This is a genomic window from Flavobacterium aquidurense (assembly GCF_001404985.1).
Taxonomy (GTDB): domain Bacteria; phylum Bacteroidota; class Bacteroidia; order Flavobacteriales; family Flavobacteriaceae; genus Flavobacterium; species Flavobacterium aquidurense_B.
Genome location: NZ_JRLF01000001.1, coordinates 44,681 through 66,435, shown reverse-complemented (window position 1 = coordinate 66,435; position 21,755 = coordinate 44,681). Strand labels below are relative to the sequence as shown.

Sequence of the window (21,755 nt, the reverse complement as noted above, 5' to 3'; positions counted from 1 at the left end):
TTTCAGTTAGGATTTAATTGATTTCCTCACCAGCGATATAGCGCAATTCTTCCAGGTTTTTATTAAGGTCTTTTTTAGAATTTATCAGTATTGATTTGTTTTCAAGATAAGCTTCTACAAAATCAAGATATTCTAACATGCTTGTGTTTCGCTGCATAAAGTTTTTACGATAGCTTTCCAGAAGTTTATCCAGATCGGTTTCATAATTGGCATCGACACTTTCGTATAATTTTTTGGTAACAATCAAGTCTTCATAGGCTTGTAATACTTCTGCCTGTACACTGATTGTTTTCTCCTGAGTCAATAATTTACCCTGATCTATAGCAACTTTTGCAGCTTTTATATTTCCTTGATTTCTACTAAAAAACGGTAGATCTAAAGCAAAACCAAGACCTACAAAATCGTTCATCGTACTCGCACCACGGTCATAGCTAATACCAAGAGTAACATCTGGTGTTCGCATTGCTTTTTCGTACTTATATTTGTTCTCGTTGTAGTCATTTCCCAGTTTGATAACCTTCATATCAGGTCGGTTTTCTACTGCCGAAGCCATAAGATTACCTAAGTTGATATTGTCGATATTCTTTTGATCGGGAACAAAACCTTCATCCGTAAGTTTGATGAAACTTGTTGCAGGCAGGTTCATTAAGACTTTAAGTTCTTTTTGCAGCGCGTTATTTTCTTTTTGCAAATCGCTTATTTCTTTCAGGAAATTTAGTTCAGATGCTTTTAGTCTTATATATTCGCCTCTGCCAATGTTACCTTGCGAAACCTGATTGCTATATCCTTTTAGCATGGTCTGCATTGAAGAAACCTGTTTTTTGTAAATCGCTTCCTGAGCCTGAGTGTACTGAAGCTCAGTAAGATTACCTCTAAACTCGATTTTTAGATTTCGCAAAAAGGTTTTAAAGTATTCTTTGGCGATATCTACGCCAACTTTTTCCATGGCAATCATCTTTTTTCGCTTTCCGGCAGTCTGAACAAGCTGTTCCAGCTCTGCGGTAACTTGGGTTGTTTTACCAAAATTGCCCCATAAAGCAGGAACTTCTCCCGCTGTAGCATTGTGCCAAAGGTTGATTTCGCCAATAGTAAGTGTAGGATTTGGCCATAATTTTGCCTGAATAACCTGAGCATCGGCAATGTCGATATTTAGTTTTTCAGAAATTATAGAAAGGTTCTTGTCCAGAAATAAAGCCTCGGCCTGAGTTCGGGAAAGAACAATTGTATCGTTTATTGTTGCATTTTGTGCCACACTTTTGTGTGTTACAATAACGAGAAGGGTTAAAAGTATACGTTTCAAATTAAGGTGTTTTAATATGATGCAAAGCTACCTGCGGCATATTAAGTGGTAATTTGATGTATGTTATAAAGCGGTTAGAGCAACATTAGAAAACGATTAGAGTTTAGGGAATAATAAAGTAACCGTAGTTCCTTCGTCTTTTCTGGAAGCAATGGCAAAATCAATATTATTTTGTTTAAATATAATATTAGCCAGAGAAAGTCCCACGCCACTGCCTTTTATATCATTGACATTTTTGCCCCTGTAAAAGGTTTGTTTGATAAATTTTAAGTCCTCTTCGCTAATTCCGGTTCCGTGATCTTCGATTACAATTTTAAGCTGATTATCTTGTTGCAGTAAACTTATCTTTATAGGATTTCCGTTCGAGTATTTTACGGCATTTTCTATAATATTGTATAAGGCAATTTTAATTTCGTTGCTGTTTCCTTTTATAGAAAGCAGTTTATCATTCTTGATTTCGATTGCAATTTGAATCTGAGAATTCTTTAGTTTATAAACATCCGGTAATTGATCGTTGATATCCCAAACCAATTCGTCGACCCTGAAAATTTCATTAAGTTCAGTATTGTCCCTTAATCCGGAAAGCATCATAAGCGTATTCATAGTATCTTCGATTTGATATACATTTTCTAATACTTTTTCAGACATTTCTTTATATTCGGCACTTGTTCTGTCTTTTTGGGCAAATACTTCCAGATTTCCGGAAATAGCGGTCAAAGGCGTTTTAAATTCGTGCGATACATAATTGATAAAGTTCTTCTGAATGATAAAAGTATCCGAAAGTCGTTTAAACAAATTGTTATACGTTTCTATTAATTCCTGAATATCATCTTTTGTATTGGGCGAAACAATATGACGATCCAGCGACGAAGCCTCGATCTCGTTCACCTGATTAATAATATTTTTTATCGGACTATACGCCAGATTAGAAAGTAAACGGCTCACAATATATATCGTGATTAATCCGGTAATGAGAACCAAAATCATGATAATCATTAATCTATTGGTAATAGTTTTAAATTCCTGATCATTCTTTTTAACAAAAACTACAAAATCTCCCTGATTGTCATGATAATAACTCCCGAAATAAAAATGATGATTCGATTTAAAATTAAGCTTTCGGTTCTTTCTTATGTAATCCAGTTTTTCTGCATTTATATTGGCATCAACCTGTTTTTCGCCATATACAATCTGATTTTTCTTGTTGTAAACGCGCGTTATAATTTCAAGTGAATTTTCTTTAAATTGCTGACCAATTATCAAATGTTGGTTTTGAGGCAATTCATCTTTTTCCAGATAAAAAATCCCCGTCAGTAAACACGTTTTTTGAAGCTCATTATAAATAATTTTTTCAGAATAGCTGTAGAAAGAAAAATACGTGATGATAGAAGCAATGACAAATACAATGCTAAAAGTCAAAGAAGATATTAAGGTAAATCTGTTGCGTATTTTCATAACTATTCTTTAAGCATATATCCCGTTCCTTTTATGGTATGGATGAATTTATGGTTTTGCTCGATTTTGTTTCTCAGATAAGAAATGTATACATCGACAACATTTGTGTTATTGTCATAATTAATGCCCCAAACCGCATTTAAAATCTGCGTTCTTGACATCACCTTATTTCGGTTTTCTAATAAAAAAAGCAGCAATTTATATTCTCTTGGCGACAAATCGATCAATGCATCATTTTCTGTAACCTTATGTTCCTCAGGATTTATGGTTAAACTTCCTATAGAATATAAAGTCTCTTCATTATCATAATTAAATTTGGTTCTTCGGGTTAATGCGTTTACTCTCGAAATCAATTCTTTAAAATGAAAAGGCTTAACCAAATAATCATCTGCACCAGAATCCAGCGCATTTACTTTATCATCAGTATCGCTCAATGCACTGAGCATTAATATAGGAGTATGAATTTTCTTGAAACGCATTAATTTCGTTAGCTGAATACCATCAATTCCCGGAAGCATAATATCCATCAGGATAATATCCCAGGTATTGTCCTGAATTAATTCCCTGGCAATCTCGCCCGTTTCAGCCAGATGCACCGTAAAATTGTTTTCTTCCAGACCTTTTATAATAAATTCGCTAATGCGTTTATCATCCTCAATGAGTAGAACATTCATAATATAATGTTGATTTTTGTATTGATCAGCAAGTAAAAATGAAAGTGAAATTACCTGATGAATCGTTTTTAAAGAGAGAGAATCAAAAATAGCAATTAATTATCGCAATTGCTGTTAAAATTCGATTTTGTAGGAAAAGAAGAGCCCAATTGTCACCCTTAGCGAAGTCGAAAGGTTTATGAAAGCAAAACTTAAATGAAAGCTTTTTTTTTGAAATTTTGATTTTTGAAGTTTAATTTTTTTTAGCAGCTATTTCCCGCTGTACGTTCCAATCTTTTGTGGCTCCCGAACCCTCGGGACCGGCACAAAAGGATTTTCTCCCGAGTCTTCGGGACCATCGGGGCTAGGGCAGTAGGTTTAATGAGAAGATTTATGTTCTAAAAAGTAATCTCACACATTCGCAGAATCAAAACTTTGCGCCTTAGCGTCTTTGCGCGATTATTCCTCAGCATTAATAAGAAACCCCTTTGATTACAAGGCTTTTTTGTTATATTTGCCGTTCCTAATTTACAGAATCATGACATCTAAAAAACTTTTGCCCATGTGGTATGGTGACGGTATTGGAAACAACCGTAACACTTCTGTAAGTGTAGGACACCTTAGCCATATGGGTTTTATATTTCCTAAAATTACAGAGTTATGAGTGCAAACACAATTTCAAAAGAAGCCGAAATCAGGCTTATGAATTTTTTCAACAACACAATCGATCCACAAGAAATGGCTAAATCGATCAGGCAAGTAAATTATGTTCTTGCTTTAGGAGCTTTGAGACAACATGCAACCTTGCAAAATGAAATGGACAATTTGCAAAACAGCTTTTATTGGCTGAATGAATTAGCTGAGGTTTTAAATCCTTATCTGGACGTAGAGTAGAATTTCTTTTAGGATTATTAAATAATGTAAAAACCTCGATCTTAAAATGGTCGGGGTTTTTTTATTAAGTACATTATTTTCTTAGTTTTCATCCTATAAAATAATTAAGCAATTTAACATCAATCTTATATAATTTCAGTTTATTTTTTCATATGAATTTGAAATTCAATTAATTAACTTTTATTAAAGAAAGGTTTAACATGTTCAGTTTTCGTTGCCTGTATGAAATTATTAATTTTAACTAAATCAAAATTAATAACATTTTAAATACTTAAAATTATGAAAAAGAATATAGCCATATTAGCCACAGACGGTTTTGAAGAATCAGAATTATCATCACCAAAAGCTTATCTTGAAGAGCAAGGTTGGAATGCAGATATCATCAGTCTGAAATCAGGAACAATCAAATCCTGGAAAGACGGTAATTGGAGCAAAGAATACAATGTTGATGTAGTATTAGATCAGGCAAATGAAGCAGATTATGATGCTTTGGTTCTTCCGGGAGGAGTTATAAACCCTGATTTATTGAGAAGAGAAGAAGCTGCAGTAAATTTTGTACGTTCCTTTTTTGAAAGTAAAAAACCAGTAGCAGCTATTTGTCATGGACCACAAATTCTGGTAGATGCTGATGTTTTACAAGGTCGAAAAGTGACTTCGTTTTTCTCTGTCAAAAACGATTTAAAAAATGCCGGAGCGCAATGGGAAGACTCAGAAGTAGTCGTAGACAATGGATTGGTAACCAGCCGAAAACCAAATGATTTACCCGCTTTTAATAAAAAAATGGTGGAAGAAATTAAAGAAGGAAAACACGAGCGTCAAACAGTGTAAAAAACATTTTTATTTATCAAGTTATAAAAAATGCAAGATCAATTTTGGTCTTGCATTTTTTTTTGTTTTTGCCAGTTTAATTATTTATGCTGTGTGAAGTCTCCCGACTTCATACACGTTACAATGAGACATTGCAAATTTAGATAAGAATGGAATATAGGAATATGTACGAAGTCGGGAGACTTCGCACAGCGTTTGGGGTGAGGAGTAAGATTTTTAAAATAGAAAACCTCGATTTTTTAAGTTCGAGGTTTTAGTTCTTAGAAATATAATGTACTCATTACTTTGCGGGCACGGATTGCAAATCCGCGCTATCGGGTGCGCAATGGGAAGACTCAGAAGTTGTCGTAGACAATGGATTAGTAACCAGCCGAAACCCAAATGATTTACCCGCTTTCAATAAAAAAATGGTGGAAGAAATTAAAGAAGGAAAACACGAGCGTCAGACCGTATAAAAAGATATTTTTATTTATCAGTTACAAAAAATGCAAGATCAATTTTGGTCTTGCATTTTTTTTGTTTTTGCCAGTTTAATTATTTATGCTGTCTGAAGTCTCCCGACTTCATACCTGTTATAATGAGACATTGCAAATCTAGATAAGAATGGAATATAGGGATGTGTAACTTCGCATAGCTAGGGGGGACACGTTAGATAGTAAGAGATTTAATTTTATAAGCAAAATCAAAAGCGGATGCTTCTTCATTAACTGCTACAATTTTTTCAAGCTTTCTTAATTTTTGAAAAGCTTTTTTTACTTTATTCACATCATCTTCACCACTTAATGCTCTTACAACCTTATTTGTAATTGTTCTTTTGGGATCTTCTGATAAATACGAAATGATAATATCTTCAAGTGAAGCAATTTTTTTATGTTTAATTGTAATCCGATCGCGCAGATTTACTTTCAATCGTTAGCGCGGATTTGCAATCCGTGCCCGCAAAGATTTGACACAATGCAAATCAAAAAATTTCAATTGTCGATGATGTTCTCTAGAAGGCTATAGATTTTTTTTCAAAACAGATCTACCAAAACAACATCTAAATCATTTTCTAAGCCTGAATAATTCCTTGCCGAACTAAAATAATAATCTTCAGCTGAACTAACAGTTTTATCTTTTACAGGATTATTATGGATGTAATCTATTTTTTGCTTAATAAATTTATTACTGTAAATATGTTCTGCATGGTAACCATTTTGCCAGACTTTATAAGTCTGATCTTTTTTTAAATGCTCACATGCCTTTTGAAAGTATTCAAGCATCCATTCTCTTCTGCTTTCAGGTTCATCTATTATAGTTTGTATTATTTTTTTTGATGTAAATTTTTTAAAATCTCTAATAATATCAGATAATACAAAACCATTCGTTCCTTTGCAAAGCAAATGAATATGGCTGCTCATAATACTATAGGCATAAATTTCTAAACCTTTATTTTCTTGACAATACTTTAAAGCATTTATTAAGATGTTTTTCTGATTTAGTCTTGTAAATATATCTATCCATCCAACAGCAGTTATAGTTATAAAATATGCTTCCTCAGTTGTTGTTGCTTTGTATTTTGTCGACACGTTCTTTTTTCTTACAAAAATAAAAAGTATAGCGAGAATTTTAATCTTTTATTTATATTTTGAAGAAATTACTTTGTGGGCACGGATTGCAAATCCGCGCTATCGTTGCGGAAATATATCTGCGCGAATGTTTTTTTACAAAGACAACTAACAAATCTTTGCAGACACGGAATGATAGCAGGAAATAGCTCCTAAAAATTCTAAGAGTTTTTATTTAAGCAAAAGTTTAAAAGAATATAACCACAAAGCCTGTCATTTCGAGGAACGAGAAATCCTCGCAAGTAACTCCGCATGCTAAATCGTCAATCTTTGTCGAGCTTCTTACGGAGATTTCTCGTCCCTCGAAATGACAATATTGGGTTACTTTTTGTGTCAAAGGATTAATCCTAAAGCCTCGGGACCTACCTATAAAATAAGTTATTCCTACGCAATTTTATAGAGAGTTCCTGAGGAACGGATCATATTGTAGGGATGGATTTTAATCCATTCTACGCATGCAAAATCGCCAATCTTTGTCGAGCTTCTATTGTCATTCACTCCCGAAGTTTCGGGATCGAAATGACAAAAAAGGCTTAATCGTTACAAAAAAAACTTGCGTCTTAGTGCCTTCGTGGCAAAAACAAAAAACAAAAAAAAGGACGATACTATATCAAGTATCGTCCTTTAAGGTGAATTTAATTCACATTCTAAAATTAGATTTCAGAATGCCGCATTAAGCGTACAGTTTTTGGTAATCACTAAAATGAAGACTAAACGCAGGTTATTAATGCCGATATAGTATGAAAACAGTCTAATTTTTATTAGACTGTATTGAATACATAATCGGTATTATTCGTTTATGATATCGCCTTCTTTAGTTTCTTCGCTGGCAATTTTTACCAGTTTATCTTTCAGGTTCAAATCTCCGAAGATTTCAATTTTATCGTCGATTTCTCTTCCTCTTTTTACGTTTACTCTTGTTGCTTTGTGGTCAATCACTTTGATCACATACATACCTTCAGCAGAACTCACCAATGCCGATTTTGGAATTACAAATGTACTGTCTTTTGCGTTAAGCGGTAAAAGCACTTCGGCAACCATTCCTGGCAATAAGTTTTTTTGTGTATTGTGTACGTCCATTTCTACGCGTTCAGAACGAAGTTTTAGGTCTAAAGCTCCGGACATTCTTGTAATTGTAGCTTTGAAGGTTTCCGGTAATGATTTTACATTAAAACTCATTTCGTCGCCGTTGTGTAAATATCCTGTGTAAAGCTCAGGAACCGAAACCGCCAAACGCAATTTATCTTGCTGCTGAATCGTCAATAAAGGCAAATCAGAACCTTTTCCTGCCGGACCAACAAACGTTCCTAAATTTACGTTTCTAGCTGCTACAACTCCGTCAAAAGGAGCACGAATTTCAAGATAACCTCTCATAATCGACACTTCTTTGTGGGCTGCAACTGCGGCTTGATATTGTGCATAATCTGAGTTTTTCTTTCCGTTTGCCATTTCCAGATCATTTTTAGAAATTGTTCCTTCGACTTTGCTCGTTTCGTACAAACGGTTGTAAGTACTTTTGCTTGTCGCATAAATAGCTTCCATCGATTTTAGTCTTGATTCGGCAGCAGCCAATTGAGAGCTGATTTCCGGTGCTTCAAGAACGATCAAAAGTTGTCCTTTTTTTACTTTTGTACCAATATCTACTTTTAGTAATTTTACAAAACTACTTACTTTAGCGTACAAATCTACTTGTTGAAAACCAGTTAATTCGGCTGGTAAACGCAACTCTGTAGTAAGTTTTTCTTTCTCTAAAGAAATGGTTTCTGTTTTAGGTTCTAATTCTGCAACAGGAGCTTCTTCTTTCTTATTATTACAACTAGTTAGAAAAAATACGGCTACAAAAAATAATGCGGTCGATTGTATAATGTTATTTTTCATTTTTTGGATTTAATGATGAGATATAATGGATGCTTTCTTCGTCTTCAGGATCTAAAGAAACAGATTGTGTTGTTGTTTTTTCTTGTGCCCAGGCAAAGATAAGAGGCAGGATTAGTAATACGGCAAAAGTCGAAAATAATAATCCGCCAATTACGGCTCTACCTAACGGAGAAACCTGATCGCCACCTTCGCCATGACCAATAGCCATTGGCAACATTCCTGCAATCATCGCAACAGAAGTCATGATAATAGGACGAAGCCTTAAAGCTGCAGCTTCACGTGCCGATTCTAATGCATTACCATTTCGTTTTCGAAGCTGTTCTGCATTCGTAACCAATAAAACAGCATTAGCGATCGAAACCCCAACCGACATAATAATACCCATATACGATTGTAAATTTAGCGTAGAACCAGTAATTGTAAGCATTAATAATGCTCCTAAAACTACTGCCGGAACTGTTGTTAAAATCACTAACGAAACTTTGAACGACTGGAAATTAGCGGCTAACATTAAGAAGATCACAAAGATGGCAACCAATAATCCGACTTGTAAACTGCTTAATGTTTCTACCAATACTTTACTCATACCAATTGGGGTAATAAACAAACCACGTGGTAATTCTCCCAATGAGTTTATTGTTGCATTCACATCTTTTACTGCCGTTCCTAAATCGGTCTGGCTAATGTTTGCTGTAACGGTAATGTATGGCATAGCCCCTAAATTGTCATTTTCACCACTTACAAATCCAGGTGTAATTTTTGCAACGTCGCTTAAAACCGGACGAAGCGAATTTCTTAATACCGGAATTTCTCCAATATCGGTTTTACTTTTCATCTGGTTTAAAGGAACCTGAACCTGAACGTTGTAGGACAATCCGGCTCTTTCGTCGACCCAGGTATTTTTCTCGGTATATCGTGATGATGAAGTCGATGCAACTAATGATCGTGATATGTCGTTCATGTCAACGCCCAATTCGGCTGCACGGGTTCTGTCGATATCAATATTCATCGCTGGATAATGAATGGGCTGACCAATTTGTACGTCTCTGAAATAAGAGATTTTCTTTAATTTCTCGACAATTTGAGTCGCATATAATTCATTTCGCTTTTTGTCTTTTCCGGCAATACGAACTTCGATAGGAGTAGGAGATCCCTGACTCAACACTTTATCGGTCAATTCGATTGGTTCAAAAGAAAGTTTTACATCCGGAAGTACTTTTTTAATTCTCGCTCTAAAGTCGTCTTTAAAGTTGTCCATATCCGTATGATATTCTTTTAAACTCACCTGAAATACTGCTTCATGAGAACCTGCCATGAACAAATAAATCGGGTTAATCGAGAATAACGACGGGTGTTGACCAACATAAACAGACGAGATTCCGATATGTTCTTTACCCACCATTTTTTGCAATTCTTTCAAAACAATAATTGCTTTTTCTTCGGTACGTTCTAAACGGGTTCCGTCCGGAGCACGCATTCTTAACTGGAACTGACTTGAATTTACTTTAGGGAAAACATCTTTACCAATAAAATTAATAAAAAGAATTGCCAGAAGCGTAATTACAACCAAATAAACTAAAGCAGCTGCTTTTTTATAAGGGAATAATCGATCCAATGTTCTCATAAAACGGATTCTGAAACGCTCAAAAGCACCAATTTTTCCGTTATTGTCAAGATCTTCTTTTTCGACCATTGCTTTTTTCTGCGTAATCAGGTCTTTTTCAGATTCCGGGGTTAATCCGCAGGCATTAAATTCTGCTTCATCATCTGTAATATTATGTTCATGTTCGTGTTTTTCATGTCCTTTCATTAACCAGTTTGCCATTACAGGCACAAAAGTCTGAGATAATAAAAACGAAATAACCATCGAGAATCCAATTGCTAAAGCCAAAGGCAGGAACAACGCTCCCGGAATACCCACCATTGTAAAGGCTGGTGCAAAAACCGCCAAAATACATAGTAAGATCAATAATTTTGGCAATGCAATTTCCTGACAGGCATCCCAAATGGCGAGCGCCTTGGGTTTGCCCATATCGAGATGCTGGTGAATATTTTCGATCGTAACCGTACTTTCATCCACCAAAATACCAATTGCAAGAGCCAATCCGCTTAAAGACATTAAGTTGATCGTTTGCCCGAATAATTTCAGGAATAAAACTCCTGAGATAATCGAAATTGGAATCGTCAAGATTACGATCAAAGCCGCACGTCTGTCTCCAAGGAAAAGTAAAACCATTAATCCGGTTAAAACCGCTCCGATAATACCTTCTGTAATCAAACTTTTTACGGAATTAATTACATAAACCGACTGGTCAAATTCATAAGATAATTTTACATCTTCCGGTAATGTACTTTGGATTTTAGGCAGTTCCGCTTTTAATTTCTGAACCACATCCCAGGTCGAAGCATCTCCGGCTTTTGCAATACTAATATAAACCGAACGTTTTCCGTTTACCAAAGCGTAACCTTGTGTAATATCGGCACCATCTTTTACTGTGGCAACATCGCCTAATTTTAAGTTTTGAACGCTTCCTTTAAACAACGGAATATTCTCAAAATCCTTAACTTCTTTAATCGTATTATTTGTTGGCGTAATGTAGTTTACATCGCCCATTCTCACGTTTCCTGACGGCGCAGTCTGGTTGTTGATACGAATCGCTTCAACCACCTGATCCGGCGTCATATTGTGCGAACGCAATAAATCAGGATCTACGTTTACCTCAATAGTTCTTGGGCTTCCGCCAAAAGGTGCCGGCGATAATAAACCCGGAATCGAAGTAAACGAAGCACGAACATAAACGTTGGCTAAATCCTGCAATTCGTTGTTTGAACGTATTTTACTGCTCAAAACCAATTGACCAATTGGAAGAGAAGAAGCATCAAAACGAATGATGAACGGAGGTTGAGTTCCGGGAGGAAATGCCGCCTGAATCCTGTTCGAAAGCGAACTTAATTCGGCTGCAGCCTGAGCCATATTTGTGTTTTCATAATAGGTTAATTTCATGATCATTAACCCTTGTATATTCTTTGTTTCCACCGATTTTACACCATTGGCAAACGGTAAAATGTTGACATAAGTCTTAGCAAAATAAGCTTCCATTTGGTCTGGTGTGTAACCTCCAAAAGGATGCGCAATATAGATAACCGGCAAGTTCATTTTTGGCAGGATATCTACCTTAATGTCTTGTATGGCACCAATTCCGAAGAAAAATAGACCCGCAACCAATACTAATATGGAGATGGGTTTGCGGAGTGCAAAACGTATTAAATTCATTGGGATCTAATTAAAATTCATTTATAAATAAGTCAAAATTACCAGTAGCAGCTACTTTAAGCAAAAACGATTGCCATACATTATTGTTGACGATATCGCGGTCAATTTCGGCACGATTCAGCGTATACAATGTTTGGGTAATATCTGTTAAATCGGTAAGTCCGTTTTTGTATAAAGTCGATTTTTGCAAATACGCTCTTTTTGCTGCATCAACCTGAATTGGCGCTTCGGCAAAATTGTCTAATGTGATTTGTATTTTATCGTCGGCAAGTTTCAATTGCGATTTCAATTCTCTGTCTGCCTGATTGTATTCTTCCTGCAAACCTTGCGAAACAAATTTTTGTGCACTTACTTGTTTGCTTGCCCTAAAAGGAGTTGTAAGGTTCCAGCTAATCCCAATTCCGACTAAATAATTGGTACGATCCGGATTTACACCATCCCAATAATTTCTATTGAAGGAAGTTTGATCCGTGATATAATCGCTGTTAAATCCTGAAGCACGCGTTTGCAAAACACCAAATGCGCTCATCGTAGGATAATAAAAACGTTTGTATAATTTTGCTTGCTGATTGCTGTAATCAATCTTAGTTTTGTAGTATTGAAGCAAAGGGTGCAGACTATCAGAAGTTGCAGTTCCTCTAAGAACTTCTTTTGGGATCTCGTTTACAAACAAAGTATCTGTAACAAAATCCTGTGGCGCAACGCCCATCAAATCAACTAATTTATTGTTTTGTTCCTTGACAAAGTTTTTAGCAAGGTTCAAAGCAATCTTGGCTTTCGAAACTTCGGCTGTAGCCAATGTAGAATCGACTCCGGCCAACAATCCGTTTTTAACTCGTGCAACGGCAGTTTTCTTAAAAACTTCGGCACGGCTTAAATTCTTTTGCTGCGAAATCAATAATCTTTGGCTTGCCAGTAAATTCAAATAAGCAGCTGAAATTTTGATTTCCTGCTGAAATTGCTCTTGTTTGAGGTCATTTTCTTTTGCCTGAACATCTACTTTAGCCAAATTGATTCTTTCTTTGGTTTTTCCAAAAGTGAAAAAATCCCAGTTCATGTTGACCAGATATAAAGCACCAAAAGCCGAGTTCCAGTTTTGGTCCGGCAATGCAGGTCCGGAAGAAGCGGTTCCTAAACCATTAAAACCATACAAAGCACCGTTTTGCCCGTTGATGGTTCCGTAATCTTGTTGTGCCGATAAATTTAGATTTGGCAAATAATCACGCTTGGATTGCTTGAGGCTCTCGCGTGATGCATTCGTGTAATTGCTTTTTGCTTTGATGGAACCGTAGTTTTCTAAACCTGTTTTTATAGCTTCTTTTAAAGTCAGGTTTTGAGAATAACTACCACAGGCAAAAATCAAGAAAACTAACAAAGTAATTTTTCTGAAGTACATAAAATTAGTGGTATGAAATTATCTAACAAAATTATTTGTCTTACTTCAATTTGACCGCCAATAAATGATGTACTGCGATAATAAATGACCAATTGAATTTGTCATTTATTGGGAATTTAAATTAAAAATTAGTGGTTAATTTGTAGACTATTTAAATTTTAAAAATGAATAAAAAATTTGATAACATATTGGATAACAAATGGTGGCAGGAGATTGCCGTTGTTGCCTTTTCATTTACGATCTATACGTTAAAAAATGACTGGATGTTATTTAGTTCTTTAGCCTCCATATTAATGGGTGTGTTTTTCTATTTTATTTTATACATGCACGCTCAATTTAACCGTTTCTTTCTTTTGCCAATTCTTTTTAAAACTCAACGTCCTTTAACTTATATATTTTTAACGCTTTTTGGGGTTTTTGTTTTCTCGATAGTTTTATACGAGATCATGATGCTCGACATGTTTAGCAATTGCCGTTTGTATCAAAATTCGCATCAGCGCAGTTATATGTATCAACTGGCAAGTGTTTTAGGAACATTGGTTTGTATTTTGAGCCCTATAATTGTATTTAAATTCTACAGGATTCATAGAAAACAAACTGATGAAGCATTATTGTTTAATGAAATGCAGTTGAATTCGCTGAAAGGACAATTAAATCCTCATTTTTTATTTAATACCTTTAATACGCTTTACGGCATAAGTCTGGAATTTCCGGAAAGAACACCGGATCTTATCATGAAAGTGTCACAGTTAATGCGTTATCAACTGGAAAGCAACAGTAAAAAATGTGTTTCTCTTGAGGATGAACTGGAGTTTATAAACAGTTATGTTCAGCTTGAAAAAGAAAGGGTAGGATACCGTTGCGACATTACTTATGATTGTAAAATCGATAATGAAAACGCGTATAAAGTTTCGCCAATGCTGTTGATTGCTTTTATCGAAAATGCTTTTAAGCACGGAACATGCGCTATCGAAAAGTGCTTTGTGAGGATTATTATTACAGTCGAAAACGGTTTATTGCATTTGCATGCCGTAAACTCTATACCAACGAAAAAAACAGATGTAGTTTCGACTAAAATTGGCTTGAAAAACACAATCGAACGTTTGAATTTGATTTATGGAAAAGACTATAAATTAGATATTCAGGACGATAAGAACACTTATATCGTAGATTTGAAACTGCAGTTGAAAAAGTTTGTAGAATGAGAGAACCCAAAAAATGTATAATTGTAGATGATGAACCGGCAGCACATTATGTGTTGGCGAATTATATCAAGCAAAATCCACAATTAGAGTTGGTTTTTCAAGGATATAATGGTATCGAAGCAATGAATTATCTTCGTGAAAATCCGGTTGATTTAATGTTTTTGGATATCAATATGCCGGAGATTTCAGGAATGGAATTGCTAAAGATTCTACCAACGCATCCTAAAACGATCCTGACAACGGCTTATTCTGAATTTGCTCTTGAAAGTTATGATTATGGTGTAATAGATTATCTCTTAAAACCAATTTATTTTCCAAGGTTCTTAAAAGCAATTGATCGTTTTTTTGCAACTGAATCCTTAAAAACAAAGACAGAAGAAACGATTGTAAATTCTGTTAGCGTTAAAGTCGATGGTTATTTTATGGATATCGAATTAGATCAACTTTTGTTTGCACAGAGTTTTGGTAACTATGTAAAACTACACACGATAAAAAGAACGTATCTCGCTTCGATTACAACCAGTGAGTTAGAGAAATGTTTGCCGGAGAAAAACTTCATGCGCATTCATAAATCATACATTGTAGCATTGGATAAAATAGATACAACAGACAAAGATTTTGTTGTGATCAAAAATGAAAAACTTCCGGTTGGGATTACGTATAAAAGAGAATTATCTGACCGATTAAAGAAATAAACTTTAGAAATAAATTTGCTTACTAATTCAATTATTTCAAAAAAAGAGCCTGCAAGATTAATTTCCGGCAGGCTTTTTTGATTTTAATATATTGGAAAACAAGTGATTTTTTCTCTACGATTTTTTTATCTCTTATCTTTAGTTTTTTATTTTAGCTGAAAGTGTTGTTTCCAGACCGGCAGATTTACTCCTTTAAAAACAAGCCATAAACTCAATGATAATTCAGCAAGCAAACACGGCATTAATATGGCGATACTTGAAAGCTGCGGAATAAGGATTAACGCAAAACTGTTAAACAAATAACAGATTCCTGCAATTGCCATTAAAACTCCAATTGTTTTAGGGAAATATCCGGATTTAAAAATTAAATAACCTTCAAACAGACATACAAACCCAAAGAAAATCAGTCCAACACCAAAGCCAAAATCGTGCAGTTTAATCGAAAGATAAGATAAAGTATGCAATTGATCCGGTGTAAAAGATTTTAGATATGCAGCATCACCCAGAAAGAATAATGCAGCTAAAAGATTTAACTTATTCGCAACCAATACAGCAGTTTGTATCAAATTGAAAGACAAATTAAGCAAAGCCAGTTTTTTGCTTATAGGTTTTAAAAGATAATAAAGAATAATCATTACAGGCAGATCGCAAATTTGCATGATCAGGTCAGCTGTAATTCCAATTTTCCACAAAAACTCGGCATGTATAATATTGTTTGCTGTGGCAGTTGCATCTCCGGAAACAAAAAGTTTATTTCTGACAAATGTTTCGGCACAAAATCCCATAACTATTATAACCAGGTATAATATTCCGGCGATGCGGGCATAAAGCTGCGGTGAATTTTCAAAATGTTTTAGGTTGAATTTCATTTTTTTAAGGTTTGGTTTAACGTAAGACGTGCTAAAGTAAAAATTGTTACCGTCTATTTTAACATTTTTTTATAATTTGATATTTACTTCAAAATAAAGTAGTAATTTTAATACGTTATTTTGAAAATTGTTAATTTAAAATCGGGAATCATGAAAAATATTTTCTTTGCTATTGCCTTTTTATACAGTAGTTTTTTGATTGGGCAAAATGGAGTTTCTCCTAATAAAGCAGTCACTCCGCCAGAAATAGTGGTGTTTGCTTTTCAAAAAGAATATCCTGGTAAAGTACCGGTTTGGACTATGGAATATGTGGGTGATGACGATGACGAAATTCGATATGAAGCAAAATATACAACTGATAAAAAGACAAAAGCATTAGCGGTTTACGATAATTTGGGTGTTCTTAAAGCTTATGAATTGCAGATTCCGTTAAGCCAGCTTCCGCAGAAAGCGCAGACCTATCTTAAGAAAAATTATCCAACTAATGCCGTTAAGGAAATAGCGGTTGTAGTAGATGACAAAAACAAAACAACCTATGAAGTAGGTATACAAAAAGACTCCAAATTTTATGATGTTGTCTTTGATAAAAATGGAGGTTTCGATGTCATTGTCGAAAAAGATTAATACGGAATACTTACTAAATTCATTATATTTAATGACAAACCCGACAGATTTTTTAATCTGTCGGGTTTTGTTTTGTTGTAGCATAATAAACCCGACAGGTTTTTAAAACCTGTCGGGTTTAAAAAAGTGAATTATAATTCACAATTAATAATTATTTTAAAGCATCATTCCTCCAGAAACTTCAATACGCTGCGCATTTACCCATTTTGCATCTTCGGTACATAAAAAAGCAACAACACCGCCAATATCATCCGGTAAACCCACTCTGCCTAAAGCGGTAACTGATGCAATTTGTTGGTTCATTTGCTCATTATCACGAACAACTCCACCACCAAAATCAGTTTCAATAGCTCCGGGAGCCACAACATTTACCCTGATTTTTCTTTGACCTAATTCTTTCGCCTGATATTTTGTTAAGGTTTCAATTGCGCCTTTCATAGCAGCATATGCTGCGTAACCAGGAAATGAAAAACGTGCTAAACCGGTTGAAATATTTACAATTCCGCCACCGTCATTTATAATAGTCAAAGCTTTTTGAGTCAGGAAAAATGGTCCTTTAAACTGAATATTTGTCAATTGATCAAATTCTTCTTCTGTCGTTCCAATAAATGAATTGTGAATTCCTATCCCGGCATTGTTTACCAAAAAGTCAAATTTATCTGTTTTAAAAGTATTTTTTAAAACCTCTGAAACATTAGTGAAAAAGCCGTCAAATGTACCTGATTCAGCTACATTTAATTGTAATGAAGCCGCTTTTTGGCCTAAATTTTCGATCTCTTTTACAACAGCATCAGCTTCCTCTTTTTTACTGTTGTAGGTAATGATTACATCGATTCCTTTTTTTGCAATTGCGATTGCCATATTTTTCCCTAAACCTCTGCTACCGCCTGTAACAAGAGCTATTTTTGTATTTACTGCCATATTTATTTATTTGTTTTTATGTGAAATGTGATTTGTGAAATGTTAGATGTTAGAAGTAAAATGTGATTTGTGATACTTAGTATGTGAGATGTTTTAGTATAAAGTATTTTACAAATCACATTTTACATTTCACAAGCTTACAAATTAGAATGTAATGCGTTAAATGATGCTTTCAGCTCAGGAACACTTGCATTGATTCTTGTTGCGCTGGTTCCAAAAGTAAGTTCGTCTTTGCCGTCTTTTAATTGCTCAAAAATAGAGGCGATAAAATCACTTACCGCCGGATGTACGTCGTGTAAACCAACACCTCCTAAATCTGTATTTAATGCAGGCGGAATAATTTCGATTACTTCAATATTTTTACCTTTTAATATATGACGAAGTGAAATAGTGAATGAACGGAAAAATGCTTTGGTAGCTGAATAAACCGGAACTTTTGCAAATGGAGAAAGTGATAATCCGGAAGTTACATTCATTACGGTTGTAAGCGACTTTAACTGAATAAAAAGAGAAGTTAAATGTAAAGGAGCTTCTATATTTGTTGCGATTTCAGTTTTGGCACTTTCGAAAAAGTCTACATCTGTAACCGAAACCCATTTTTGAATTCCTGCATTATTAATTAAAACATTTAAATCGCTGTGATTTTCTGCAATCCATTCGTAAAGTGCTTTGCGTTCAGCTTCGATTGCCAGGTCGCATACTTTTGTAATTACGGTTGGAAATTTTGCTTTAACTTCATTTAAAACAGATTCACGTCTGCCGCAAATAATTACAGTGTTATTTTCCTCAATAAATCTTTCGGTTAATCCAAGTCCAATACCAGTTGCACCGCCAGTAATTAGAATTTTGTTGTTTGATAAGTTCATCTTTTTCGATCTTTTAAATTGATAAGACAAAGGTAGGAGCGAAGTAGGTTTGGGAATTTGTAAATATCAAATCGATGTTTGCGAAATTCAAATCAGGAGTAAAAGATTTGAGGTTACTATTCTGCAACAATCGACAATCTAAAATCAGAATCTACAATCTAAAAGCCAAAGGCGTAAAAGAAGTTTGTTTTTTGAAGAAATTAGAAAAATGCGCCAATTCTTCAAAACCTAGTGAAAAAGCTATCTCAGAAATGTTCCAATCTGTTTGTTTTAAAAGGATTTTGGCTTCATTCGTTAATCTTGTACTGATCAATTCGGTTGTGGTTTTTCCTGTATTTTCTTTTAGAACTTTATTCAAATGATTGACGTGAACTGATAATCGTTCAGCAAAATCTTTGGCAGTTCTCAATTCTAATCGTTGATTTGGTGATTCAATTGGGAATTGTCTTTCCAGTAATTCGGCAAATAAAGAAGAAACTCTTGCTGCTGAATTATGCTTAGAATATAAGGCGGTTATAGGTTGTAATTTTTGTCCAAAGTGAATTAACTCTGCTACATAATTCCGAATCAGATCGTATTTATAGATATAATCAGAATTGATTTCTTTTTGTATTTTATTGAAAATCAATTCAACTTCAAGAACTTCTTCATCTGTAAGCTGAAAAATAGGATAACCGTCTGAAGCAAAAATTGGCAATTCGTCTAAGTCAATTCCGCTTTTGTTTTTCGATAAAAACTCACTCGTAAAAACACAAAACTGGCCGGATTGATTGGTGTCTTGCGGCAGATAATTGTATGGGATTTTGGGTGTAGCAAATAAAAGTCCCTGCTTTTCGATATTAATTATTTTATCAGCATATTCAGCACGATTGTTCCCTTTTATCAAGCTGATTTTATAATATGCACGTCGGTCATAAGGCATTACCGACTTTCCCTGCATGCGTTCTAGAAGTTCCCTAATGTCGAATACATTAAAATGACCAATCTCTTTTTTGATGTCATTGGGTAATAATGAACTCGGATCAATTGAAGAGCCTTTTGTAATATCCTGATAAAACGAATCGAGTGATTTCATAAGAGTGAATTGTAAAATTCAAATATACGAAAATATATAAAAGTTTTTTTAGTTTAAAGTTTCATGTTTTAGGTTGTTTGATTTTGTATTTTATTTAAACTCAAGAATCTTAAGGTTTTTCGGGGAGTTCACAAAGTTTTCTTTAGCAAATTAAACATACAGTTTGTCGTTCCTCGAAATGACACAAAATGCGAATAATTCTTTTTTATAAACTCTGCGAAAAGGCTAACCAACCTCGCGCCGATTAAAATTTTAAAATAAACTTCCCTGAACTAATTCCGGCTGAGGATTACTGCCAAATGAAAAAGTATCGATTACAAAAAACTGTTTTTTAATTGGATCCAATTCACGCAAAACAATATTGTTACATAAAAAATTAAGATCAATAGTAGTAAAAAGCTGTGAGGCTATTTTGATATTCTCGGGAGTTAGCTTTCGGCCAATTGACATATGCGGATCGTCACTTTTTTTCAATTTTAAGGCTTTTAAAGTTTCCTGCGTTTTTTTTAGAATCTGCTTTAAGTTGATTTTTGAGACATCATTTGGAGCAATAAAAAAAGCGCCGCTATTTTCATAATAGTCAAAATGATCTAAATAAGACTGAAAAGGAGTAAAGGTATCAGCAATTTTAAACAATTTCAGCTTGATTTTTTCTATTTCAGATTCTTCAATTGTAAATTCGCAAATAGTAATATGCGCGACAGAATTACAGCTGTTATACCATTCTATTTTACTTTTTAAAGAATCCTTCATCGTCTTGACAGAATCAATAATATCTTGCGAGGGGTAAATAGCAACTGAATATTTCTTTTCCATTTTTAGAACTTTGATTGATACAAATTTAAAATTTAAATTGTGCAGTCAAAGCACCATAAAAATAATCTTTTCCTGTACCGACTTCTTTTAAGAATGAACCCGCATTAAACCATCCTGTTTCTAATGTAAATGATAAAAAATGATTCATGGCATAATCTAAATTTGCAATTAATTGGGAACCCACAAAACGTTCTGTGGTGTTTTTTCCGGAATATAAAAGCTGCATGTTTGGCGCGTATAAACCATCGCTTATAGTTTGTCTCCAAAAAATATCATAATCAATTCCGAGACCTAATTTTTCTGTTAAATCAAAATTTATTGACGGATGAATATCAATTAAATTGGATGGACCAATCAAAGCCACCAATCCAAAATAAGCACCACGGGGATATAAGGGGTTAAAAGTTTCTAAATGGTCATCGCCGGAATTTTTATCACCAGAAATAATTTCTGTTTTTAATCCTATTTCAGGACTGAATTTTACGTTTTCAAAAGTATAACAGGCAAAAGATGAAAGTGTCCAGGCAGAAATGGTTTTCTGGTTGATTTTTCCAAATTGGTAAAGACCTTCAAAATCATATTTCCAGTTGCCTTTATTTTTCCATATTCTGGTTCCAATAGAATGTCTGTTTTCTTCTCCAATGGCATCATCAAAAACGGAACGGTTTTTCCATAATCCTAAATAATATAAATCGATATTTTCAATAAAGGGCACTTTATGAATTACAGTGTAACTTCCCCAGAATTTGGCATTTTCATTAAATTCATCATTAAATGTCCCAATTTTATTCGCAACCGGATGGGTAAAAAAAGCATCTGTCTGCCAATTGTTTTTTTTGTAGAATAACTTCATTCCGTCAAAAGCGAGTCGGTTATTCGGACCTTCACGAACAGCAACCAAACGCTGAGAACCGTACATCATTTCCTGTCTTCCGGAACGCAATGTAAGTTGCTCGTTTTTATCGTGAATAAAATCAATGTCCAGAAATGCCTGATGAATATCGAGTTGGTTTTCATCTACCGGACTCGGATCGATTTTACTGTTTGCGAGACTGCTTTGCAATTCAAAAAAAGTTCTGAAAACCCCTAAATGAATATCGGCGTGAAGTAAATAACGAGAAAGTAAATATCCATCGCCTTCATCAGAATCATCTCCCCATTTGTCATTTACGGTATAGGTGTATTGCCATCTCGCTTCGCCACCAATAGTGGCGAAGTAATGGCTATTTTTGCTTAACGGAATATATTTTATTTTCTCGTATGCGCTTTTAGTCGAATCTGTTTTTAAATAGGTCACATCATCGTCATACCGCAATTTTTGAAATACAGGTTTTTGTTGTGCATTTGCAATCGAAATAAATCCCAAAAGCAACAATAATCGGAACAAGGTATTCATAAT

20 protein-coding genes and 1 pseudogene are annotated in these 21,755 nt (G+C 34.5%); 7 read left to right on the top strand and 14 right to left on the bottom strand.

Going from position 1 to position 21,755, the window contains the following annotated elements:
* Positions 1–13 precede the first annotated feature (13 nt).
* The 3 genes from RC62_RS00250 to RC62_RS00240 all read right to left on the bottom strand — a co-directional run bounded on the left by RC62_RS00250 (position 14) and on the right by RC62_RS00240 (position 3,429).
* The gene (locus tag RC62_RS00250; RefSeq protein WP_055091452.1) at positions 14–1,300 is read right to left on the bottom strand and encodes a TolC family protein; all 1,287 of its coding nucleotides are present in this window, start codon (positions 1,298–1,300) and stop codon (positions 14–16) included.
* Between the two features lie 96 nt (positions 1,301–1,396).
* Positions 1,397–2,755, bottom strand: a complete 1,359-nt coding sequence (locus tag RC62_RS00245) for a sensor histidine kinase (RefSeq protein WP_055091450.1) — start codon at positions 2,753–2,755, stop codon at positions 1,397–1,399.
* A gap of 2 nt (positions 2,756–2,757) precedes the next feature.
* A complete protein-coding gene (locus tag RC62_RS00240) occupies positions 2,758–3,429 on the bottom strand; it encodes a response regulator transcription factor (RefSeq protein WP_055091448.1) in 672 nt (223 codons plus the stop codon).
* Between the two features lie 517 nt (positions 3,430–3,946).
* On the opposite strand from RC62_RS00240, the gene RC62_RS23155 reads away from it, so the two are divergent.
* The 4 genes and pseudogenes from RC62_RS23155 to RC62_RS22575 form a co-directional block, all read left to right on the top strand.
* Positions 3,947–4,072 carry a hypothetical protein gene (locus tag RC62_RS23155; protein WP_262494053.1) on the top strand — a complete coding sequence of 42 codons (126 nt, stop codon included), beginning with the start codon at positions 3,947–3,949 and terminating at the stop codon, positions 4,070–4,072.
* A complete protein-coding gene (locus RC62_RS00235; protein ID WP_055091446.1) occupies positions 4,069–4,302 on the top strand; it encodes a hypothetical protein in 234 nt (77 codons plus the stop codon). Before RC62_RS23155 ends, RC62_RS00235 begins: the two co-directional genes overlap by 4 nt.
* Positions 4,303–4,581: 279 nt before the next feature.
* Positions 4,582–5,130, top strand: coding sequence for a type 1 glutamine amidotransferase domain-containing protein (locus tag RC62_RS00230; RefSeq protein ID WP_055091444.1), 549 nt, complete (start codon positions 4,582–4,584; stop codon positions 5,128–5,130).
* Between the two features lie 314 nt (positions 5,131–5,444).
* Positions 5,445–5,585 (top strand): annotated as a pseudogene (locus tag RC62_RS22575) (DJ-1/PfpI family protein); the annotation flags it as partial.
* Between the two features lie 193 nt (positions 5,586–5,778).
* Here the strand turns inward: RC62_RS22575 and RC62_RS00225 are convergent.
* From RC62_RS00225 to RC62_RS00205, 5 genes are all read right to left on the bottom strand, one after another.
* Positions 5,779–6,039, bottom strand: coding sequence for a hypothetical protein (locus tag RC62_RS00225; protein ID WP_055091442.1), 261 nt, complete (start codon positions 6,037–6,039; stop codon positions 5,779–5,781).
* A 104-nt stretch (positions 6,040–6,143) separates the two neighbouring features.
* Complete coding sequence (locus RC62_RS00220; RefSeq protein ID WP_055091440.1) at positions 6,144–6,698, bottom strand: REP-associated tyrosine transposase; 555 nt, start codon at positions 6,696–6,698, stop codon at positions 6,144–6,146.
* 828 nt (positions 6,699–7,526) lie between these two features.
* On the bottom strand, positions 7,527–8,615 hold the full coding sequence (locus tag RC62_RS00215) for an efflux RND transporter periplasmic adaptor subunit (RefSeq protein WP_055091438.1): 1,089 nt from the start codon (positions 8,613–8,615) through the stop codon (positions 7,527–7,529).
* Positions 8,605–11,889: an efflux RND transporter permease subunit gene (locus tag RC62_RS00210; protein WP_055091436.1), complete on the bottom strand. Its 3,285-nt coding sequence runs from the start codon at positions 11,887–11,889 to the stop codon at positions 8,605–8,607. Before RC62_RS00210 ends, RC62_RS00215 begins: the two co-directional genes overlap by 11 nt.
* Before the next feature lie 10 nt (positions 11,890–11,899).
* Positions 11,900–13,285 carry a TolC family protein gene (locus tag RC62_RS00205; RefSeq protein WP_055091435.1) on the bottom strand — a complete coding sequence of 462 codons (1,386 nt, stop codon included), beginning with the start codon at positions 13,283–13,285 and terminating at the stop codon, positions 11,900–11,902.
* Between the two features lie 164 nt (positions 13,286–13,449).
* On the opposite strand from RC62_RS00205, the gene RC62_RS00200 reads away from it, so the two are divergent.
* Complete coding sequence (locus RC62_RS00200) at positions 13,450–14,490, top strand: sensor histidine kinase (RefSeq protein WP_055091434.1); 1,041 nt, start codon at positions 13,450–13,452, stop codon at positions 14,488–14,490.
* Positions 14,487–15,185 (top strand): LytR/AlgR family response regulator transcription factor, encoded by a 699-nt coding sequence (locus RC62_RS00195; protein WP_055091431.1) that lies wholly within the window; start codon positions 14,487–14,489, stop codon positions 15,183–15,185. Before RC62_RS00200 ends, RC62_RS00195 begins: the two co-directional genes overlap by 4 nt.
* A 146-nt stretch (positions 15,186–15,331) precedes the next feature.
* On the opposite strand, the gene RC62_RS00190 is transcribed toward RC62_RS00195, so the two are convergent.
* On the bottom strand, positions 15,332–16,054 hold the full coding sequence (locus RC62_RS00190; RefSeq protein WP_055091429.1) for a DUF4386 domain-containing protein: 723 nt from the start codon (positions 16,052–16,054) through the stop codon (positions 15,332–15,334).
* A gap of 150 nt (positions 16,055–16,204) precedes the next feature.
* Between RC62_RS00190 and RC62_RS00185 the strand changes: the two genes are divergently transcribed.
* On the top strand, positions 16,205–16,678 hold the full coding sequence (locus RC62_RS00185; protein WP_055091426.1) for a hypothetical protein: 474 nt from the start codon (positions 16,205–16,207) through the stop codon (positions 16,676–16,678).
* Positions 16,679–16,834: 156 nt separating this feature from the next.
* Here the strand turns inward: RC62_RS00185 and RC62_RS00180 are convergent, their stop codons facing one another.
* The 5 genes from RC62_RS00180 to RC62_RS00160 form a co-directional block, all read right to left on the bottom strand.
* A complete protein-coding gene (locus tag RC62_RS00180) occupies positions 16,835–17,599 on the bottom strand; it encodes an SDR family NAD(P)-dependent oxidoreductase (RefSeq protein WP_055091424.1) in 765 nt (254 codons plus the stop codon).
* A gap of 137 nt (positions 17,600–17,736) precedes the next feature.
* Positions 17,737–18,465, bottom strand: a complete 729-nt coding sequence (locus RC62_RS00175) for an SDR family oxidoreductase (RefSeq protein ID WP_055091421.1) — start codon at positions 18,463–18,465, stop codon at positions 17,737–17,739.
* A 151-nt stretch (positions 18,466–18,616) separates the two neighbouring features.
* A complete protein-coding gene (locus tag RC62_RS00170) occupies positions 18,617–19,540 on the bottom strand; it encodes a helix-turn-helix domain-containing protein (RefSeq protein WP_055091420.1) in 924 nt (307 codons plus the stop codon).
* Between the two features lie 252 nt (positions 19,541–19,792).
* Positions 19,793–20,356 (bottom strand): 2'-5' RNA ligase family protein, encoded by a 564-nt coding sequence (locus tag RC62_RS00165; RefSeq protein ID WP_055091419.1) that lies wholly within the window; start codon positions 20,354–20,356, stop codon positions 19,793–19,795.
* 25 nt (positions 20,357–20,381) lie between these two features.
* Positions 20,382–21,752, bottom strand: coding sequence for an alginate export family protein (locus RC62_RS00160; protein WP_055091417.1), 1,371 nt, complete (start codon positions 21,750–21,752; stop codon positions 20,382–20,384).
* Positions 21,753–21,755 lie beyond the last annotated feature (3 nt).